Origin of the sequence: Candidatus Phycosocius bacilliformis (genome assembly GCF_003112735.1) — a bacterium.
GTDB lineage: Bacteria > Pseudomonadota > Alphaproteobacteria > Caulobacterales > Aquidulcibacteraceae > Aquidulcibacter > Aquidulcibacter bacilliformis.
The window spans coordinates 50,821-70,113 of record NZ_BFBR01000006.1 but is presented as its reverse complement, the minus strand read 5'-3'; the positions used below and the strand labels follow the sequence as shown (position 1 = coordinate 70,113).

22 protein-coding genes are annotated in these 19,293 nt (G+C 58.5%); 18 read left to right on the top strand and 4 right to left on the bottom strand.

Annotated features, from left to right (window positions below):
• Positions 1 to 2,187 (top strand): ComEC/Rec2 family competence protein, encoded by a 2,187-nt coding sequence (locus PbB2_RS10280; RefSeq protein WP_238164965.1) that lies wholly within the window; start codon positions 1 to 3, stop codon positions 2,185 to 2,187.
• 38 nt (positions 2,188 to 2,225) lie between these two features.
• On the opposite strand, the gene PbB2_RS10275 is transcribed toward PbB2_RS10280, so the two are convergent.
• Positions 2,226 to 2,897, bottom strand: coding sequence for an alpha/beta hydrolase (locus PbB2_RS10275; RefSeq protein WP_108985235.1), 672 nt, complete (start codon positions 2,895 to 2,897; stop codon positions 2,226 to 2,228).
• A 189-nt stretch (positions 2,898 to 3,086) separates the two neighbouring features.
• On the opposite strand from PbB2_RS10275, the gene PbB2_RS10270 reads away from it, so the two are divergent.
• From PbB2_RS10270 to PbB2_RS10205, 14 genes are all read left to right on the top strand, one after another.
• On the top strand, positions 3,087 to 3,563 hold the full coding sequence (locus PbB2_RS10270; RefSeq protein WP_108985234.1) for an Rrf2 family transcriptional regulator: 477 nt from the start codon (positions 3,087 to 3,089) through the stop codon (positions 3,561 to 3,563).
• Positions 3,560 to 4,714: a cysteine desulfurase family protein gene (locus PbB2_RS10265; RefSeq protein WP_108985233.1), complete on the top strand. Its 1,155-nt coding sequence runs from the start codon at positions 3,560 to 3,562 to the stop codon at positions 4,712 to 4,714. Before PbB2_RS10270 ends, PbB2_RS10265 begins: the two co-directional genes overlap by 4 nt.
• Positions 4,715 to 4,730: 16 nt before the next feature.
• Positions 4,731 to 6,197: a Fe-S cluster assembly protein SufB gene (gene sufB, locus PbB2_RS10260; RefSeq protein ID WP_108985232.1), complete on the top strand. Its 1,467-nt coding sequence runs from the start codon at positions 4,731 to 4,733 to the stop codon at positions 6,195 to 6,197.
• A 76-nt stretch (positions 6,198 to 6,273) separates the two neighbouring features.
• Positions 6,274 to 6,651, top strand: coding sequence for a VOC family protein (locus PbB2_RS10255; protein WP_108985412.1), 378 nt, complete (start codon positions 6,274 to 6,276; stop codon positions 6,649 to 6,651).
• Between the two features lie 91 nt (positions 6,652 to 6,742).
• On the top strand, positions 6,743 to 7,489 hold the full coding sequence (gene sufC, locus PbB2_RS10250; protein ID WP_108985231.1) for a Fe-S cluster assembly ATPase SufC: 747 nt from the start codon (positions 6,743 to 6,745) through the stop codon (positions 7,487 to 7,489).
• Entirely contained in the window at positions 7,489 to 8,673 is a 1,185-nt protein-coding gene (gene sufD, locus PbB2_RS10245) for a Fe-S cluster assembly protein SufD (protein ID WP_108985230.1), read from the top strand. Before sufC ends, sufD begins: the two co-directional genes overlap by 1 nt.
• Positions 8,670 to 9,914, top strand: a complete 1,245-nt coding sequence (locus PbB2_RS10240) for an aminotransferase class V-fold PLP-dependent enzyme (RefSeq protein WP_108985229.1) — start codon at positions 8,670 to 8,672, stop codon at positions 9,912 to 9,914. Before sufD ends, PbB2_RS10240 begins: the two co-directional genes overlap by 4 nt.
• Before the next feature lie 39 nt (positions 9,915 to 9,953).
• Positions 9,954 to 10,328, top strand: coding sequence for a DUF59 domain-containing protein (locus PbB2_RS10235; protein ID WP_420887462.1), 375 nt, complete (start codon positions 9,954 to 9,956; stop codon positions 10,326 to 10,328).
• 9 nt (positions 10,329 to 10,337) lie between these two features.
• The gene (locus PbB2_RS10230) at positions 10,338 to 10,727 is read left to right on the top strand and encodes a HesB/IscA family protein (protein WP_108985411.1); all 390 of its coding nucleotides are present in this window, start codon (positions 10,338 to 10,340) and stop codon (positions 10,725 to 10,727) included.
• A 3-nt stretch (positions 10,728 to 10,730) separates the two neighbouring features.
• Positions 10,731 to 11,087 (top strand): TfoX/Sxy family protein, encoded by a 357-nt coding sequence (locus PbB2_RS10225; RefSeq protein ID WP_108985227.1) that lies wholly within the window; start codon positions 10,731 to 10,733, stop codon positions 11,085 to 11,087.
• Between the two features lie 6 nt (positions 11,088 to 11,093).
• Positions 11,094 to 11,843, top strand: coding sequence for a GNAT family N-acetyltransferase (locus PbB2_RS10220; protein WP_108985226.1), 750 nt, complete (start codon positions 11,094 to 11,096; stop codon positions 11,841 to 11,843).
• Positions 11,844 to 11,985: 142 nt separating this feature from the next.
• On the top strand, positions 11,986 to 12,582 hold the full coding sequence (locus tag PbB2_RS10215; protein WP_108985225.1) for a LemA family protein: 597 nt from the start codon (positions 11,986 to 11,988) through the stop codon (positions 12,580 to 12,582).
• Between the two features lie 2 nt (positions 12,583 to 12,584).
• Positions 12,585 to 13,451 carry a TPM domain-containing protein gene (locus tag PbB2_RS10210; RefSeq protein ID WP_238164964.1) on the top strand — a complete coding sequence of 289 codons (867 nt, stop codon included), beginning with the start codon at positions 12,585 to 12,587 and terminating at the stop codon, positions 13,449 to 13,451.
• Entirely contained in the window at positions 13,445 to 14,167 is a 723-nt protein-coding gene (locus PbB2_RS10205; protein WP_108985224.1) for a TPM domain-containing protein, read from the top strand. The genes PbB2_RS10210 and PbB2_RS10205 overlap by 7 nt, the downstream gene beginning before the upstream one ends.
• Before the next feature lie 15 nt (positions 14,168 to 14,182).
• Here PbB2_RS10205 and PbB2_RS10200 read toward each other — a convergent pair whose 3' ends face one another.
• From PbB2_RS10200 to gluQRS, 3 genes are all read right to left on the bottom strand, one after another.
• Positions 14,183 to 14,794 carry an HD domain-containing protein gene (locus tag PbB2_RS10200; protein ID WP_108985409.1) on the bottom strand — a complete coding sequence of 204 codons (612 nt, stop codon included), beginning with the start codon at positions 14,792 to 14,794 and terminating at the stop codon, positions 14,183 to 14,185.
• A 74-nt stretch (positions 14,795 to 14,868) separates the two neighbouring features.
• Positions 14,869 to 15,780 (bottom strand): DMT family transporter, encoded by a 912-nt coding sequence (locus PbB2_RS10195; RefSeq protein ID WP_108985223.1) that lies wholly within the window; start codon positions 15,778 to 15,780, stop codon positions 14,869 to 14,871.
• Positions 15,781 to 15,790: 10 nt separating this feature from the next.
• Positions 15,791 to 16,624: a tRNA glutamyl-Q(34) synthetase GluQRS gene (gene gluQRS / locus PbB2_RS10190; protein WP_108985222.1), complete on the bottom strand. Its 834-nt coding sequence runs from the start codon at positions 16,622 to 16,624 to the stop codon at positions 15,791 to 15,793.
• A 59-nt stretch (positions 16,625 to 16,683) separates the two neighbouring features.
• Here gluQRS and PbB2_RS10185 point away from each other — a divergent pair, with 59 nt between their 5' ends.
• The 3 genes from PbB2_RS10185 (at position 16,684) to PbB2_RS10175 (ending at position 19,288) form a co-directional block, all read left to right on the top strand.
• Positions 16,684 to 17,340, top strand: coding sequence for an alpha/beta hydrolase (locus PbB2_RS10185; RefSeq protein ID WP_108985221.1), 657 nt, complete (start codon positions 16,684 to 16,686; stop codon positions 17,338 to 17,340).
• Positions 17,341 to 17,523: 183 nt separating this feature from the next.
• Positions 17,524 to 18,123 (top strand): HNH endonuclease, encoded by a 600-nt coding sequence (locus PbB2_RS10180; protein ID WP_108985220.1) that lies wholly within the window; start codon positions 17,524 to 17,526, stop codon positions 18,121 to 18,123.
• 124 nt (positions 18,124 to 18,247) lie between these two features.
• Positions 18,248 to 19,288, top strand: a complete 1,041-nt coding sequence (locus PbB2_RS10175) for a 5-bromo-4-chloroindolyl phosphate hydrolysis family protein (RefSeq protein ID WP_192576286.1) — start codon at positions 18,248 to 18,250, stop codon at positions 19,286 to 19,288.
• Positions 19,289 to 19,293 lie beyond the last annotated feature (5 nt).

Genomic DNA, 19,293 nt, shown 5'->3' with positions numbered 1-19,293 from the left:
ATGGCGATAGCTTCTGGCAGAGAGACAAATTCAAAGACGGGATCGACCACACGGCGTGGCGATGGCCGCCTCATAACACGCCCCCGTGAAGGGGAAAGCCGTCTGCGCATCTGGTTAGGCGATCGTCTGCAGAACATGCGCGCACAAGAAGCTGACCGGCTGATTTTGTGGCTTCCGGTTGCTTTTGCCTTCGGGGCGGGAATGGGCTGTTCAGTGCGTGCTGATGACCCAGTCTGGGCGTGGGTCAGCCTAACGCTTGTCGCCCTGGCTTTATGGCTGGGTATGAGTTTGGGGACACAGCGTCTGGCAGACACGAGGATCGCAGGCCTGCTCTCAACTGTCGGACTGTTTGCTTTGCTGAGTGCCGCCTTTCTGGGGGGCGGGGCGTCGGGCTTGCTGCGGGCACAAGCTGTTGCGGCCCCCATCGTGGTTGATACAGGAAAGCCTCAAATTGTGACGGGATTTGTCCAAGCCATTGATCGGACGCAGGCCGAGAAATGGCGGGCCCTCATCGTGGTGGAAACCGTGGAAGGCTTAAAGCCCAGTGACCAACCCCATGCCGTTCGGCTGGCATTGGCAGAGGATGAGCCGCCAAAGCCTGGTCAACAAATCCGCTGCATGGCCATGCTACGTCCTCCTCCCGGTCCCGTGGTTCCCGGTGCTTATGATCACAGTCGACGGGCATGGTTCCAGGGGCTGGGCGGAGTCGGTTACGCCCTTAAGCCTTGTTTGGTTGTGTCTCAGCCAAGCTCAATCGGGCAAAAGGCAGGCCTTCAATTAGCCGAATGGCGCTCAGCTGCTGCCCGCCATATCGTTGAGGTGACTGAGGGACATGGCGGGGGATTCTTGGCAGCTGTCGCAACCGGGGATCGGGCTTGGCTCAGTCAGTCTGACAGTCAGGCGCTTCAAACAGCAGGACTTTCCCATGTCATTTCGGTTTCAGGCTTACATGTTGGGCTTTTGGGTGGGCTGATCTATCTGCTCTTCTGGCGCCTGATTGCCCTTGTGCCACCTGTTGCCCTGCGGTTCGACGCACGCAAGATTGCCGCCATCGCGGCTTTAGCATTCACATTGACCTATTGTGTGTTCACCGGGGCCGAAGCGCCTGCCGTCCGCGCCTTCATCATGTCTGCCATCGCCTATGGTGCCATTTTGCTCAATCGCAAGGCCATTTCGATGCGCGGTCTGGCAATCGCGGCCATGTGCGTGCTGATGACGTTGCCCGAAAGTGCGATCGATCCGGGCTTTCAAATGAGTTTTCTGGCCACAGCTGGATTGGTCGCGCTTTGGGAAGCCCGCGAGGGCCAATCACCAACCGGTCCGCGGCCGATTTTTCCTACGCGCATTGTGGGATGGTTTGGGGCAGCGGCTGCCACCAGTCTTGTCGCCGGGCTTGCAACGGCTCCTGTCTCGGCGGCAACCTTCGGCCGAGTTGCGCCTTGGTCTTTGCCTGCCAATGTGCTGGCCGCCCCAATTTTGGATTTCTGGGTCGCACCTTTGGCCACATTGGCAGCAATTTTGGCACCATTCAGGCTCGACGCTTGGGCTTGGCAAGGGGCGGCCAACGGGCTCGCCATCACATTAGACCTCGCCCATTGGGTGGCAGACTTGCCGGGAGCTAATGCACGGATTGGCTGGACCGGATCCACCGCCCCGATCATTCTCATCTTGGCCGTGCTCTGGCTGTGCTTGTGGCGCTCGCAACTGAGGTTCCTCGCCATTATTGGCTTTGTGTTTGGTTTTGGACTATGGGCCGCAAGCCCCCGTCCCGTGGCGTGGATTGGGCCGGAAGGTCGGGCGATCTTGGCGACACCGTCGACTGGTGATGCCAGTTTGTGCCGCACATCTGGCGGGCGGTTTGACGCAAATCGATTAATTGATGCCGCCGGTCTTGATCCGGCGTCGCACGACCGTCTCCTCAGTTCGGGCCAATTCGGCTATGCACGCCAGTGCCAGGTCGGTGAGGGGGATTGGCAGGCCCGCTATGTTTATGGCGGGCGTGGGCGAGGCATTCTTGCCCTTGATCTGCGTGGCCAGAGTCATGTGTTTGGGCCTGGGGATATCCCAGACGGCGCTTTGCTGATGCGCGCTGGCTGGCGCGTCTATTTCTATGACATCCCGTCGCGCAAAGGGCCTTGGGTCGCCCAAGCGCGGGGCCCATCGGCACAAGGGGAACCTATGCCCTAAATTCTGGCCCGGCCAGTAAACTGCCCGGGCCGAGGGATCTAACGTCGTGGCGCGGGGGCTGCTTTGCGCGGTTGGGCCAGCCGCCGATCAAGATAGTTTGCCGCCCGGTCACGTAACAGATCCAATTCATTGCGATAGAAGTGATCTGCGCCCTCGATCATTTCCCACTCAACCGTCTCGCCCTTCTGCGTGCGGATTTTCGACGCCGACCGCTCAAGGTCCGCAGGCGGCGACACTTGGTCGTTGGAGCCGTAAAACATCATGCCAGAAGACGGGCAGGGCGCAAGGAACGACAAATCATAATGATTGGCCGGGGTCGCCACCGTGATAAAGCCGTCGATTTCAGGTCGGCGCATCAACAATTGCAGGGCGATATAGGAACCAAATGAATAGCCGGCGACCCAAGTCACAGGGGCAACAGGGTTCTGGCTCTGCAACCAATCCAGCGCGCTGGCCGCATCGGACAATTCGCCTTGGCCATTGTCGAAATTGCCTTGGCTGCGACCCACACCGCGGAAATTGAACCGCAAAGTGGAAAAGCCGCGTTCAACGAACAATTTGTGCAGCATGACCGTGACCCGATCCTGCATCGAGCCACCCGCTTTGGGATGATTGTGGAGGATCAAGGCAATCGGCGCATTTTCCGATTCGGCCTGATTGTATCGGGCTTCGAGGCGACCCGCCGCGCCAGTAAGGATAAGTTCAGCCATCTTGCTCAGTTTAATTCTTGACCTCTGGGGTCGGGAATACTAGGTCCAATCATGAACCGGAGCGGGCTCGTATCATAGTCTGCTAGCAAAAAGCCAAGATTTTCCGCAATAGGGCTGCAAACCGCATGGTTGGCCGCCTTCTTGGGACATGTCGGGTCTGTCACAGGGACGCACAGAAAGGCCAAGCGCATGGAATTGTCGACCAAAGGACGCTACGCTGTCATGGCGATGGTGGATCTGGCTCAAAATAGCGAGGCCGCAGCAAGCCGTGGTCGCGCGGTCAATCTGAGCGAGATTGCTGAACGCCAAGAGATCAGCCAATCCTATCTGGAACAATTGTTTGCGCGCCTGCGCCGTCGCGGTTTGGTCGCAAGCGCGCGCGGACCCGGTGGTGGATATCGTCTGGCCGCCAATCCGGACCAAATTTCCATTGGCGCGATCATGCAGGCGGTTGAAGAACCTTTGAAGGTCACACGCTGCGACGCCCATGTCCGCGTGGGATGCCTGAAAGCCAATCGGCGCTGTTTGACGCACGATCTTTGGGACGAGCTTTCCCGCCATATCAGCCTGTTCCTGGGGGCGGTGACCTTGGCTGACGTCCTGTCGCGTCAAATGCCGGGTAAGGCAGAGGCTTTGGCCCAGTTTGCGCGTGAGGCGGCAGAATGACCTCGCGCCTGTATGCTGACCACAATGCGACCACCCCGCTGCGGCCTGAAGCGCGGGCAGCGATGCTGGAGGCCTTGGATGTGGGCGGCAACCCCTCTTCAGTGCATGGCGAAGGTCGGCGGGCCAAGCGTTTGCTGGAAGATGCGCGCGAAAGCCTTGCCAAAGTCCTTGAATGTCAAGCCGAAGCCATAACGCTCACCAGCGGTGCAACCGAAGCGCTGCATCTGTGCCTTGAAAGCGCCAAAGCCATGGGCTTTGGCCCCGTTTTCATTTCAGCGGTTGAGCATGATGCTGTGTGGACTTATGCCGCCCGCCTCTGGCCCGAGGCCCAGATCATCCCGGTTAATCGGGGTGGGCTTGTTGATGTGGCCTGGCTGTCTGGTGAACTTGATAACCAGCGCGGCCAACCCCTTGTCATCGTGCAAGGTGCCAATAATGAGGTCGGCACGCTGCAACCGCTCAATTTAATTTCCACCAAAGTAAGGGCTGTGGGCGGGGCACTCTTGTGTGATGGTGTCCAGCTGTTGGGCAAGGTCTCCGTGGGTCAGTTTGCTGGTCTGGCAGATTGGTTGGTGGTCTCCTCCCACAAGATTGGCGGCCCAGGTGGGGCAGGTGCCCTGATCTCGGCTCCCGGGATTGATGTGGTCAATCATCGCAGCGGTGGTGGTCAAGAGCGCGGTGGCCGCAGTGGAACTGAAAACATCGCAGCCATTGCTGGCTTTGCGGCAGCAGCCCGAGCCGCTTGCGGGGATGACGCCGTCCTTGATTTCCAGCGGCTGACCAGCGAGGCCCGCCATGGCTTTGAGTTGGCTGTGGCAACTGCTTTGCCAGAGGTTGAGTTCGTCGGCCATCAGGTCCGTAGACTTGCCAATACGTCCTGTATTGTGGTGGAGGGCTGGGAAGGGGCTGCGCAAGTCATGGCGCTTGATCTGGCCGGGGCAGCGATTTCGGCCGGCTCGGCATGTTCATCCGGCAAAGTGAAAATGTCACGCGTGCTCAAGGCTGCCGGTTTCTCCGACTTGGCTGCAACCTCTGCCATCCGCGCCAGCTTCGGCTGGTCAAGCCAGGTCGAGGATGGTGCGCGCCTGGCTGATCTTTATCTCAAGGCGGCCGCGCGCGCAGGTCGCCCACTTTCCTCCCAAGCTGCCTGAAAGGCTGAAGCGTCTCATGCCCGCCGTTAAAGAAACCATTGAAACCGTTGAAAGTATTGCTGAATATGAGCATGGCTTTGTCACGGAAATTGAGATGGACATGGCCCCCAAGGGCCTGAATACCGACATTGTGCGCTTTATTTCCGCCAAGAAGGAGGAACCGCAATGGATGCTCGACTGGCGACTGCGGGCGTTTGAACGCTGGCAGACAATGCAAGAACCTTCGTGGGCGATGGTGCGCTATCCGGCGATCGACTTCCAAGACGCTTATTATTACGCGGCCCCCAAAGCCAAGGTTGAGCTCAATAGTCTTGATGAGCTCGACCCCGAAATTCTGGCGACCTATCAAAAGCTGGGCATTCCCTTGCGCGAGCAGGAAGTCCTTGCCGGGGTCAGAGGCGCTCCGCGCATTGCCGTTGATGCGGTATTTGACAGCGTATCTGTTGCCACCACTTTCCGCGAGGAATTAGCCAAGTCTGGCGTGATTTTTTGCTCTATGTCTGAAGCCGTGCGTGAGCATCCAGAGCTGGTGCAAGCCTATCTGGGCAGCGTTGTGCCGTTGAGCGACAATTTCTATGCCACATTGAACAGTGCCGTGTTTTCGGACGGGACCTTTGTCTATATCCCGCCGGGGGTGCGCTGCCCGATGGAATTGTCGACCTATTTCCGCATCAATGCGGCCGAGACAGGGCAATTTGAACGCACCTTGATCATTGCTGACAAGGGTTCCTATGTCTCTTATCTGGAAGGTTGTACCGCGCCCAAGCGCGATGAAAACCAGCTCCATGCGGCGGTGGTTGAACTCGTGGCCTTGGAGGATGCCGAGATCAAATATTCCACCGTTCAGAACTGGTATCCCGGTGACAAGAACGGTCTGGGCGGGATTTATAACTTCGTCACCAAGCGGGCCGACTGCCGGGGCGCGCGCTCAAAGGTGAGTTGGACGCAGGTTGAAACGGGTTCAGCGGTGACGTGGAAATATCCTTCCTGCATCTTGCGGGGGGAGGAAAGCCAGGGCGAGTTTTATTCCATCGCTATTACCAATGGCCACCAACAGGCCGACACGGGCACCAAGATGATCCATCTGGGTGCCAACACCCGCTCGCGCATTGTGTCCAAAGGCATTTCAGCCGGGCGCAGCAACAACACCTATCGCGGACAGGTCAGCGCCCACGCCAAGGCAAAAGGGGCGCGCAATTTCACCCAGTGCGACAGCCTGCTGATCGGCGACCAATGCGGTGCCCACACAATACCTTATGTCGAAGCCAAGACGCCCTATGCGACGTTTGAACATGAGGCCACAACCACCCGGTTGAGCGAAGACCAGCTTTTTTATTGTCGTCAGCGCGGGTTGCCGACCGAGGATGCGGTGGCGCTTCTGGTCAATGGTTTCGTGCGTGAAGTCCTGCAGGAATTGCCGATGGAATTTGCCGTTGAGGCCCAAAAGCTTGTTGCCATCAGCCTAGAGGGGAGTGTGGGATGACAGTGTCCTACCCTCAGATCTGCCCGTTTGCCTTAATGGCTTTGCACAAAGCCCCTTTACAGCGAGCATATCGCCCGTGACCCCAATTGCTGCCATTGACCATGTTCAGATCGCCATCCCTGAGGGGGGTGAAGCGGTCGCGCGCGGCTTTTATGCCGACCTATTGGGGCTGATCGAAGTGCCCAAGCCAGCCAGTATGGCCACGCGTGGCGGGGCTTGGTATCAGGCTGGCTTGGTTAAGGTGCATTTGGGTGTGGAGCAGGACTTCCGCGCCAATGACAAGGCCCATGTTGCCTTCTTGGTTGCCGATGTTGCCGAACTTGCCGAGCAGGCCAGAGAGCGCGGCTTTCGCGTCAAGCATGACACAGAATTACCGGGCCATGTGCGGGCTTTTCTCTATGACCCGTTTGGCAATCGCATCGAAATCCTCAAGCCGATTGAGGCGGGTGCATGATGTTTCCCGATCGAAATACCCACGCCAAACATAATCCAATCACGATCCCACATCCTGCCGCAAGCTCATCACGAATTCGAAAGACCTTCCCATGCTGAAAATCCACAATCTTCATGTCGACGTTGGCGGTACGCCGATCATCAAGGGCCTGACCTTGGAAGTCCCCGCAGGTGAAGTTCATGCCATCATGGGACCCAATGGGGCGGGCAAGTCGACATTGTCCTATGCGCTGACGGGCCGCGATGGCTATGAGGTCACCCAAGGCACGGCCACGCTCAATGGCGAGGATTTGGTGTCGCTTGCGCCCGAGGAGCGGGCTGCCAAGGGCTTGTTCCTATCATTCCAATATCCCCTCGAAATCCCCGGTGTACCCACGCTGACCTTTCTGCGAACCGCACTCAACGCCCAGCGCAAGGCCCGTGGCGAGGGCGAGGTCAGTGTGCCGGACTTCATGAAGCTGTCCCGCGATGTGGCCAAGAAACTGGGTGTGACACAGGACATGCTGAAGCGGCCACTCAATGTCGGTTTCTCGGGTGGGGAGAAAAAGCGCATGGAAATCTATCAGATGGCGCTGCTTGATCCCCGCTTCATGATTTTGGATGAAACCGATTCCGGGTTGGACATTGATGCCCTCAAAGTGGTGTCAGAGGGGGTCAATGCACTGCGGGGTCCGGATAAAGCCATGCTGGTGATCACCCATTACCAACGCTTGCTTGACCATATCAAACCAGACCGGGTGCATGTGCTGGCCGGTGGCCGGATCGTTGACAGTGGCGGGCCAGATTTGGCCTTGGCGCTCGAAAAGGGCGGTTATGACCGCTATAAGGATGCCGCGTGATGGTGCTGGACACCCCGACGCTTTCTCCCGGTGAGGCTATGGTACTGGCTGGATTGCCAATGACGGAAGCAGGCGATGCTGCCCGCGACAGTCTAAAGGCTTCAGGCTTGCCCAACCGCCGGGTGGAGGCTTTCAAATGGACCGATCTGCGCGCTGCGTTGAGCGAGCCTGTCGCTGATCCTGATGGATCAGCAGGCCTCATCCCGGCCTGCCTGCAAGAAGCATTGGTGCTGGACTTCGCCCCTGACGGTTTTGGTCTTGAAGGCGATAAGGATGAGGGCCTCATCATCGAGACCGAGCACAGTCTGCCCATGGACGGGGCGGGGCCTGTGGCTGTCCTCGCAGCCGGGCGCGCCCCCCGCGCGGTGGTTTTGCGTGTCACCAGTCCGCAGACCCGACCGATCGTTCTGCGTCGTCACCCGGGTGCGCCCATGCGGCTGCGAATCGAGCTGGCCGACAAGGCCGAGCTGACCTTGATTGACATGGGGCTTGCGGCGGCAGGGCTTGCAACAGGCCTGATCGAGGCCGATGTCGGTGCTGGTGCCCGCCTGATCCGCTATAGCGTGCAGCGTGGCGGTGCGCAGGCTATCGATCTCACCCACACCAGCGTTGAGGTTGCCAATGGGGGCAGCTATGCGGCTGTCTCTTTGATGTTTGGGGCCAAACTGGCGCGCGCTGAAACCACTGTGTGTTTGGCAGGCTCGACCGCGCGCTGTGACTTGTCAGGGGCCTATTTGCTGGCCGGACAATCGCATGCAGACATGACCATACGCGTTGTGCATCGTGCACCGGGGTCAGAGACCCGCGAAGTGTTCAAAGGGGCGGTTCAAGACCGCGCACGCGGGGTGTTTCAGGGCAAAATTCTGGTTGAGCGGGCTGCCCAACAAACCGATGCGCGCCAGAACCATCACGCCTTGATGTTGAGCGAAGGGGCTGAAATCGACGTCAAACCCGAACTTGAAATCTATGCTGATGATGTCCAGTGCGCCCATGGCAATACGATTGGGGCGCTGGATGATCAGGCACTTTTCTATATGCGCCAGCGCGGCATTGATGCGGTCACCGCGCGCGCCCTTTTGGTGGAAGCTTTTGTCACCGAGGTATTTGACGCCATGACAGATCCCGGCCTGCGGGACTGGTTTGTGGGTCTTGCCCGGGACTGGCTTGCGGAGGTGAGAGCATGAGTGTTGCGACCATAACCCCGGCAACAGAACTTGATCTGGCCGCCATCCGGGCACAATTTCCCATTCTGGCGCGCACCATACATGGCCGGCCTTTGGCCTATCTCGACAGTGCCGCAAGCGCGCAGAAGCCTGAAAGCGTGATCTCGGCCATGGCCAATTTTCAGCGCACCTCTTATGCCAATGTGCACCGGGGGCTGCATACTTTGGCCAATGAAGCCACCGAAGCCTTTGAAGCCGCACGTGCCAAAGTGGCCGCCTTTCTCAATGCCGGGAGCGCAGATGAGATCATTTTTACCAAAAGCGCGACCGAGGCGATCAATCTGGTGGCTGCGGGCATCAGTCAAAGCCTGAAGCCGGGTGATGAAATCCTCATCTCAGAGCTCGAGCATCACGCCAATATCGTGCCGTGGCATATGGCAGCCGAACGCTCTGGGGCTGTGTTGAAATGGGCCGCGATCAATCCTGAGGGCAGCCTGGATATGAAGTCGCTGGCCGCCTTGATCGGCCCGCGCACAAAAATGGTGGCCATCTCGCATATGTCCAATGTGCTCGGATGCGTACAGGATGTGGCAGCCATCGTTGCCATGGCCCGCGACGTCGGTGCCCAAGTCCTGATTGATGGTTGTCAGGGTGTCGTCCATTTGGATGTCGATGTGCAGGCTTTGGGGGCCGATTTTTATGTGTTCGCACCCCACAAACTTTATGGGCCAACCGGGATTGGTGTCCTTCACGGCAAGCCCGAGGCGCTTCATCGTCTGCCACCATGGCAGGGTGGTGGGGAAATGATTGAGATCGTCTCGAAAGAGAAGATCACCTATAATGTGCCCCCGTTCCGATTTGAGGCTGGGACCCCAGCCATTACGGAGGCCGTCGGCCTCAGTGCGGCGATTGACTGGGTGCAGGCCCAAGACCGCGCGGCGCTGCGGGCGCATGAACATGAGTTGCTGACCCATGCCATGGCCGCCCTGCGCGGGGTCAATGGCATCACGCTTTATGGCACCGCCCCGGGCAAAGGTGGCATCATTGCTTTCAATATCGCCGGGGCCCATCCCCATGACGTGGCCCAAGTGCTCGACCGCTATGGCGTGGCGGTACGGGCTGGCCATCATTGTGCTCAACCCTTGATGACCGCGCTGGGTGTTACGGCAACGGCACGGGCCAGTTTGGCGGCCTATACCAGCCGTGAGGATATCGACCAGTTTGTTCAAGCGCTTGAAAAAGCGCGTGACTTTTTGCTCTGAGGCCTGAAGATGACCGACGAAACCACCCCCGCCCGCGACATGCTCGATGTGTCCGCCCCCCCGATTGTCCAGCCCGACCGTGAGCCATCCGATCTGCCGCCAGAGGAGATCGCCCGCCTGACCGACGATCTGATCGAAGCTTTCAAGACCGTCTATGATCCTGAAATCCCGGTTGATGTCTATGAATTGGGCCTCATCTACAAGGTTGATCTTAAAGCCGGCGGCCATGTCGACATCGACATGACGTTAACCGCTCCGGCTTGCCCGGTGGCAGGTGAATTGCCTATCATGGTGGAAGATGCGGCCAAGACAGTCAAAGGGATCAATTCGGCCAAGGCCATCGTGACCTTCGATCCGCCTTGGACTCAAGCGCGAATGAGTGATGAAGCCCGTTTGGCGCTGAATATGCTATAGGGGATGATGATGACCACGACCGACACCCTATCGACCCGCCCGCGCCGCCCGCGCCCGCAAGTTGTCAGCTTGACAGAGGCCGCAGCAGACCGCGTGCGTGCTGTCATGGCCAAGACTGACAAGCCCTATTTGCGTGTCGGGGTGAAGAATGGTGGCTGTGCGGGTATGGAATATGTCATGGCCTATGCCGATGCCCCAGACCCGCTGGATGAAATTGTCGAGGACAAGGGCGTCAAAATCCTCGTGGCCTCGAATGCCATCCTGTTTCTCTTGGGCTCGGTTGTTGATGTTGAGGCCACAAAGCTGCACACACGATTTGTGTTCAATAATCCCAATGAGACCGATGCCTGCGGCTGTGGAGAAAGCGTCACCATCGTACCAGCCGCACAGGACAACTGAGGTTTGCCGCGGCCGAGTAAGTCAAATCCGGCGCTGGAAGCCAGTATCGCCCTTGCGCGTGAGTTATTTGCCGGTTTGGGCGACATTCAAGTCCGCAAAATGTTTGGTGGGGCAGGGGTCTATTATTCAGGCCGCATGTTTGCCTTGATCGCCGACACCGAAATCTATCTTAAGGCCGACCGGCACAATCAGGCCGATTTTGATGCCCATGACTGCCCCTATTTCCATTATGACAAGGGCAGTGGCGAGGTGATGACCATGTCGTATCGGGCGATGCCACTCATCGGGCTTGATGATCCCGAGGAAGCCTTGCACTGGGCGCGACGTGGGATCGCAGCCGCCCAGCGGGCTAAGCCGTGACAAGCAATGGCCCATCTTGATCTGATCCGACAACTTGAGGCCGCCACAGCACGCGGTTGGCCTGCCGCCCACACGACACAAATCCATGGCTGGCAGGTTCATAGCGGCAGAGGTTATGTCGGGCGCACCAATTCATGTTGGCCACTCAACCATGATGGCAGCCCATTGGAGGCCTCAATTGACGCTGTTGAGGCCCATTATCACGGCCTGGGCTTGGCCCCCCAGTTCAAGATTGCTCAGCCGGTTTGTTCTCATCCGCATCTGGCTGACCAGCTTGCCAGCCGGGGCTATCGCGTGGTCAGTGAAGTGGCGGTCATGGCCTCCACCGGTAAGCCAGCAGAACCCATCCATCGTGTCGAGATCAGCCCCAGCGTCACCGCCGCGTTCAAAGCACTTGTGATGGGTACAGGGGCCACTGCAGGCGATGGGCAAGAACGGGCAGAGATTTTTGAGCGCCTGCCCAATCCCTCCGCCTTTGGCACGATTATTCTGGACGCAAAGCCGGTGGCCGCAGGCCTCTGCAGCTTTGCAGGCGACAGTGCGGGAATTGCTGCAATGCGCACACATGCTGATTACCGCAACCAAGGCCTTGCGCGCTCGGTCTTCCGGGCGATTGCTGGGCGGGCCTATGAGGCCGACTATCGCTTATTCTGGTTGCAAGTGGAAACCAATAATGGCCCCGCCCGCCATCTGTATGAGGGGGAGGGCTTTGAGGAAGTCTATCGCTATCATACGTGGCGGCTTGGCCCAACCTGAGATTTTTGGGCGCGCGAGGTGGTTCTAAACGAACCAAGCGCGCTTTAGGCCCAAAAGATTTCCCGTCCTTGATCTTGCAGTCGCGTTCACCACCCCTCACATAATAAGGCCCGGAATTGGGCGAGACAGGTAGGAGGCTTGAATGGCTTTGCGTGCGCGTATGGCAGCTGTTGCGATGCTTGGGGTGGCGGCAACCACCGTCTCAGGCTGTGGCTATAATACCATCCCCACTCAGGAAGAGGCCGCGCGTGCCGCCTGGGCCGAAGTCCAGACCCAATACCAGCGCCGCGCCGATCTGGTGCCCAATCTTGTGGCGACCGTCAAAGGGGCTGCCGCACAGGAACAGACAGTCTTGACCGAAGTTACCAAGGCGCGGGCGTCGGCCACTCAGCCCAAGTTTGATGCGTCGACCATCACGGATCCACAAAAGTTTCAAGAATTCCAGGCCGCACAAGGTGAATTGGGAATGGCATTGGGCCGTTTGATGAGAATTCAGGAAAGCTATCCCGAATTGCGCTCACTTGAGGGCTTTACCGCTCTGCAGTCGCAGTTGGAAGGCACCGAAAACCGGATTGCGATCGCGCGGCGTGATTATAATCAGGCGGTGCAGACCTATAATACAACGCTGCGCACCTTCCCCAGTGTGATTTGGGCCAAGACGGCATTTGCCTCTTCCCAACCGATGCAGATGTTCCAGGCCACAGCGGGGGCTGACAAGTCGCCGGAAGTGAAATTCTAAGCGTGAGCGCCAGTCTGTCTGCCCATTTTGCGGCCAAGCCCTCCGGCCTGACGGCGCGGCTTTTGCGCGCTGTGCAGCTTATAGGCTTGATGCTGATGGTCGCCCTTGCGGCACCGGCCTCGGCAGCGGGGCCCAGTTTCCCAGCCCTCTCCGGCCGGGTCGTCGATGCAGCCAATATCATCCCAGAAGAAGTTGAGCTTGAGCTGATCGGCCAGCTAGAGGCGCTTGAAGCCAAGTCGTCTGATCAGCTAGTGGTTGCCACTGTCCCCAGTCTGCAAGGCTATGAGATTGACGAATATGGCTATCAGCTCGGCCGGTTCTGGCAGATTGGGCAGGGTGAGAAGCTCAATAATGGCGTGATCCTTCTGGTCGCCCCCACAGAGCGGCGCGTCCGCATCGAAGTGGGCTATGGCTTGGAAGGGGTGTTGACCGACTATTTGAACAGCCAAATCATTCGCGATGCCATTGTACCTGCCTTCAAGGCAGGCGACATGACAGGTGGCATCCGCAATGGGGTCAACGAAATTGAAGCTGTCCTGACCGCCGACCCGGCTGAACTTCAAGCGCGGGCGGCACGTGGCCTGAAGGCTGAAACAAGCCAATCCAGCAGCGATCTTGTGCCCATGCTTTTCTTCCTCGCCTTTTTGATCTTCTGGGTGTGGTTGATGACAACCAGAACCCGGGCAGCCCGGTTCCGGCGCAGTGCTTTGTGGCAAAACCTACCCATTATTCTCCATGATTGGGATGATGACGACCGGCGTGGCGGCGGCGGCTGGGGTGGTGGGGGCTTCGGCGGCGGTGGCTTTGGCGGTGGCTTTTCTGGCGGCGGCGGCAGTTTTGGCGGGGGAGGCGCGTCGGGATCATGGTGAAGTCCGCTGTTTTGGGTATCACCGATGAGGATCGGGCCACAATTGGGCAGGCGATTACCCGTGCCGAGGCACACACCTCAGGCGAAATCTTTGTCGTGGTATCGCGACGCTCTGCTGACTATGTGTGGGTGTTCGGCATTTATGCTGCGCTGGCGGCATTGCTCATTCCCACAGCTCTCGTCTTGTTTTTGGGTCTCGACCCGGTCAGCCTTGGGGCCAGTCTGGACCGCCTGCAGGCCGGCGGCTGGGAGATTGGCCTTGGCGCAACGCCCAGGGACGAAGCCACAGCCGGTCTCTTGATGATTGTAACCCTGCAAGCACTGATCATGTCGGCGATCTCTGCGCTTGGGCTGTCGGCCAACCTCCGCAGAATCCTGGTGCCAAGCTGGATCAAGCGTCAGCGCGTGCACCAGGCGGCTTGTGACCAGTTTCTGGCGCATGGCCTTCATCACACCAGCGGGAAAACCGGGGTGCTGATCTATGTCAGCCTTGCTGAACAACAGGCTGAAATCATTGCTGATAAGGCAATTCATGCCAAGGTCGCTGCACAGACGTGGTCGCATGTTTTAGGCCGATTGGTTCTGGCCGCTCGCGAGGGAAATCTTGTTGCCGGTCTGGTCATTTCGATCGAGGAATGCGGCACGTTATTGGGCAATCACTTCCCCCGTTCTGCCGATGACAAAGACGAATTGCCCAACCGAATTGTGGTGATTTAAGGCAGGCAAAATGCCTTAAGCCTCCTCGCGCAATGCCTTGAGATAAATTGAATTTTTCGGGGTTGCGAACAGGCGCTGAACCAGGGGCTCAAAAAAGCTGAGAGGCAGGGTGTCATAGGCTGGATCAAAGGCATTTTGATCATGGCGGTGGCAGAAGCGTGCGGTGTGCTCAAAATAGGGATGGCCACGAAACTGGTCGCGGAGATTCCGGTCCAACCCCAGATGATGGAAAAAATAATAGCCCTGGAAAATCCCGTGATTGGCGACCATCCAATGATTGGCTTCGCTGACAAAGGGCTTGAGGATGGCCGCAGCAATATCGGGGTGATTGTAACTGCCCAAAGTGTCGCCAATGTCATGCAGAAGCGCACAGACGACATATTCCTCGTCCATACCGTCCCGATGGGCCAATGTGGCTGATTGGAGGGAATGGGTAAGCCGGTCGATCGGGAAGCCGCCATAATCGCCATCAAGCAGCTTGAGATGGGCCAGCACACGATCGGCAAGACCCTTGTTGAAGCCCTTGGCATGGTTCGCAATAATCGCCCAATCCTCGGCGGTGCCTTCGGTCATCGCCTTAAAGCGGGCCTGATCGTCGTGCAGATCATGATGATGGCCGTCTGCCATGTGGTCGCCTCCCTGTCGCGTTTGATGGAGGTTCGCCCGACTTTTGGGTTCTGGCAAGGGGGGCTTGGGTGGGGCTAACCGGCCCGGCGGGCCAGCCACACACCAATCAGCACCAAAACGCCGCCCCCCATTTGGATCGGGGTTAGGCTTTCATGCAGCCAGGCATAGCCCAAAAAGGCCACCAGAACCGGCTGCAACAAAATGAGGACTGAGGCGATATGTGTCGGCACCAATCCAAATCCAACTGCCAGCAGGCCTTGGCCGGCGACCTGCGCCAATACGCCCAACACCAACAATGGCCACCATTGGGCAATAAAAGACTGGCCCGTATCTGGAGGGAAAAGTGGTTCCCCGCTGATCAATGTCACGATCAGACAAAATACCATGGCAAAGGCGGAGGAGTAGAACATGATGGTTCCCGCGCCCCATTGGCTGCGCATGCGCGCCACCGTCAAAAGATAGAGCCCGTACCAAAGGGAGGTGAGCACGGAGAGCCCGTCACCAACCAAGCGGTCAGGATTGGTGGCTGGTGCCCCACCCGACAAGAGAAGTGAGCCTGTTAGGGCAATCACCACCGCCACCCAATAGGCCCGTTTCGGCAGGGCCCGTGTGGTTAGCCAAGTGAAGGCCACCACAACGATGGGAGTCAGGTTGGACAGGAAGGTGGCATTGGCGGCACTGGTGCGCACAATGCCCGCATGCCAGGTCGCCAAATCACCCGCAAACAACAGGCCTGCCAAGGCCAATAGGCCCAAGGGTAGAGTTTGGCGCGTGCCGGCCTCGGTGACAGGCTTGGCTTCCAGCCGCGCCCACAGCGCCAAGAGTGGCAGGGCAAACATGAGCCGCCAAAACGCACTGGCTTGCGGCCCAAGCGGGGACAGCTTGACCATGATTGGGGCCAGAGCAATGCAAGAGGCCCCCAAAGCCAAGGCGAGCGTACCCAGGAACACGCCATTGGCGGGTGCTTGCGCTGTTGTTCCCTGCATCTTGCTTTCCTTACGCCACACTCAGACCAAGACGCGCCCGAATCTGGTCGAGACTTGTGCCGCTTTCGCGCAAGCTGCGCAATGTGACCGACTGATTGCGCTTGGCAAAGCGCTTGCCCTGCGCATCGAGGATCAGGCGATGGTGGTGATAGACGGGTGTTGGAAGGCCCAAAAGTGCTTGCAGCACAACGTGAATATGGGCGGCTTCGGCAAGGTCTTCGCCGCGGATGACATGGGTGATCGCCTGCAGGCCATCATCCAGCACGCTGGCCAGATGATAGCTGGCGGGAAATTCCTTTCGGGCCAGCACGATGTCACCCAGCCGTTCAGGCTCCGCTTTTATCCATATGCCATTGGCCTCAAAACCCAAGTGTTCCCACTCAGCCCCCAATCTTGCCCGCGCGCGCGACAGTGACAGCCGCCACGCATAGGGCTTGTTCTGGGCCAGCAGGTCTTCTTCTTCGGCAGCGCTGATCGGGGCCACGATATCTGGGGCTGAAAAGCCGTGCGGGGCCGCCGCCAAACCGTCCAGCAAGTCTTTTCGTGTCCGAAAGCAGCGATACAGCACCCCCATCTCATGCAAGCGGGCAAGCGCAGCACCATAATCGTCCATATGCGCGCTTTGGCGACGCACGGGCTTTTCCCATTCCAGCCCCAACCACGCCAGATCCTCATAAATGGCCGCTTCATATTCAGGCCGACAACGGGTTTGGTCAGTATCTTCGATCCGCAGCACAAAACGGCCGTGTGCGGCTTGCGCAGCTTCAAACGCCGTCCAAGCTGAAAAGGCATGCCCCATATGCAGATAGCCGGTGGGTGAGGGGGCAAAGCGGGTGGCAAACATCGCGCCTCTATGCCGCGCAGGCGCTGGGCTTGGCAATCAGCTTTTGCTAATAACCGGTCATGACAAACATGATGCTCTCAGGTCCCCGCCGTCCTCCGGCCTCAGGGGGCAAGCCAAAGGGCCTGGTGATCGCCTTGCATGGCTATGGCTCCAATGGTGATGATTTGATCGGGCTCGCACCCTATTGGGAAAGGCTGTTGCCCGATGTGCAGTTTTCAGCCCCCCATGCGATCACCCCACTGCCGGGATTTGCGGGGGCGCACCAATGGTTTCCCATCGAGTCGATGGACCCATCCCATCTGGCCGAAGGTGCCCGTACGGCCGCCCCGATCCTTGAAGCCTTCATCCAAGCTGAAATGGCCCGCTTTGAGGTTGGGCCACGGCAGACCGCGCTGGTGGGATTCAGTCAAGGCACGATGATGGCCTTACAGGTCGGCCTGTCTGCGTCATCAGCCTTTGCTGGCATTTTGGGCTATTCAGGAGGGTTGGTTGGCAATCCAAAGCTTGCCAGCAAGCCCGAAATCCAATTGGTCCATGGCGACGAGGATCCGACTGTTCCTTTGGCGGCCAGCCAAATGACCCAAGACTTTTTGAGAGCGGCCGGTATCGGGGTAAACTTGCACATCAGCCCCCGCACTGGCCACACGATTGCCTTGGATGGATTGCAAGTCGGTGGCGCTTTTTTGGCCCGTGTCCTAAAGCCCGACCCAAGCTAAAAACTGCATGCCACTGCATTGGCAGACGAGCTATTTGCTTCTGTCATAGTGACTTTGGGGTGAATCGGTTACTCCTATGCCCAGAGCAGGAGGAAGCCGTCTTCAAGAGGCCCGATCACATCCGTCTCGCCCCCGGTCTATCCGGGCTTCCATCATTGGCCTTCTGGATGACGGGAGGCCAGAATGGACGTTGATCAACTGGCTTTGGCCTCCGCCTATCAACCTGTGCGCACACAGGCCAGTCTCGCCCGTTTTCCAGCTCTTGTCCTCAACGCCGACTATCGCCCGCTGTCTTATTATCCATTGTCGGTGTGGTCGTGGCAGGATGCGGTGAAGGCCGTCTATATGGAACGGGTCGAGGTGGTGGCCGAATATGATCAAGCCGTGCATAGCCCGCGGTTTGAAATGCGTCTGCCCAGCGTGATTTCGCTCAAGGAATATGTACAGCAAGACCGTGCTCCGGCCTTTACTCGCTTCAACGTTTTCCTGCGCGATGGCTTCAAATGCGCCTATTGCCACGCCACCGATGATCTGACCTTTGACCATGTCGTGCCGCGGTCTAAGGGCGGAAAGACGACATGGGAGAATATTGTGGCGGCATGTTCACCCTGTAATCTAAGAAAGGGGGGCCGCAGCCTGCGTGAGGCCGGGATGATGCCGCGAAGGCCCCCACGCCGTCCCAGCATGTATGAATTGCAAGCCATGGGGCGCAAATTCCCGCCACACCATCTGCATGAAAGCTGGGTCGACTGGCTTTATTGGGATGTTGAATTGGAAGCCTGAGGCGGCTTCATGACGGCAATTTAATGTCCGGCCCAACGATCGGCTCTTTGCAGGCCTTTCACAATGACTCATTCATGCTTATCTGCCTCAGATGCCGTCAGGGGGCGGCGACAGGAATGAACGCATGAGACGACCTATCGGGCCCAGCGGATCCATGGCGCGTGCTGGTTTGCGGCGCGGGCTTGAAGGACTGCGTCACGCGGGTCCTGTGCTGCGCAAAGGCCGTCTGGCTGGCCTCGGCCTACTTGGCGTTTTGGCGGGAATTATTCAAACTGTGATCCGGTTTGTGCTGCGCGAGGCCTATGAAGCCCTCGATCGGCGGCACGAAGCATTGATGAAAAAGGGCAGTGACAGCATGGGACGGCGACGCGACTGGCGTGACAGTGATAGTGATGAGGATCGCAAGTCTTACAGCCGCAAGATGGAGGAAGCCCGCCGTCGCTATGAGTTGGAGATCCGGGCTGCCCGCGATGTGCAGCGTGAACAGCGTCGGGCACGCAACCGTGTGAAATCCGGCTGGACCTTGGCATCGGTCGGGGCTGGGATTTTCCTAGGTGCTGTCATTGCCGACGCGCTCAATCCGCTTGCCGGAATCGGTTTTGGCATCATGATTGGCGGGACGATTTCGTGGATCGGCTCACTCTTTCTCAATCGCACACCGGCCCAGACTGCATCGGGTCCGGCTATCCCTGTGCCCAAGCGCCCCGAGATTGAAACACCGACCGTTTCTGAAAACACATTGCCTCAGGGCCGGACTGAGCTTGTGCAGCAAGTCCTCGGCGATGTGGCCGGAGCATTGCGGTCGCTCGATCAAATCTTGCCGCGTCTGCGTCATCCAGATTCGGTTGCCTCGGTTGCCCGTATCATCGCCGTCGGCAATCGCGTCATGCAAATCGTGGCCACCAATCCTGAGAAGTTTGCCATCGCCCAGCGCGTCTTCACCTATTATTGCCCTGAAACGGTCAAGGTCGCCGATGCATTGGCCAAACTTGAAGCTGATCCCGCGCCCGATGTTGAGCGCATCACCGGCACCCAAAGTGTTCTGCGCAAGCTGGAAGTATTATTTGAGCGCACAGAGCTTGAGCTTAAGGCCGATGAAGGCAAGGAATTGGACATCGACCTGCGCTTGCTCGATCAATCGATTGAATCGGACTTACGCCAGTAAGTCCC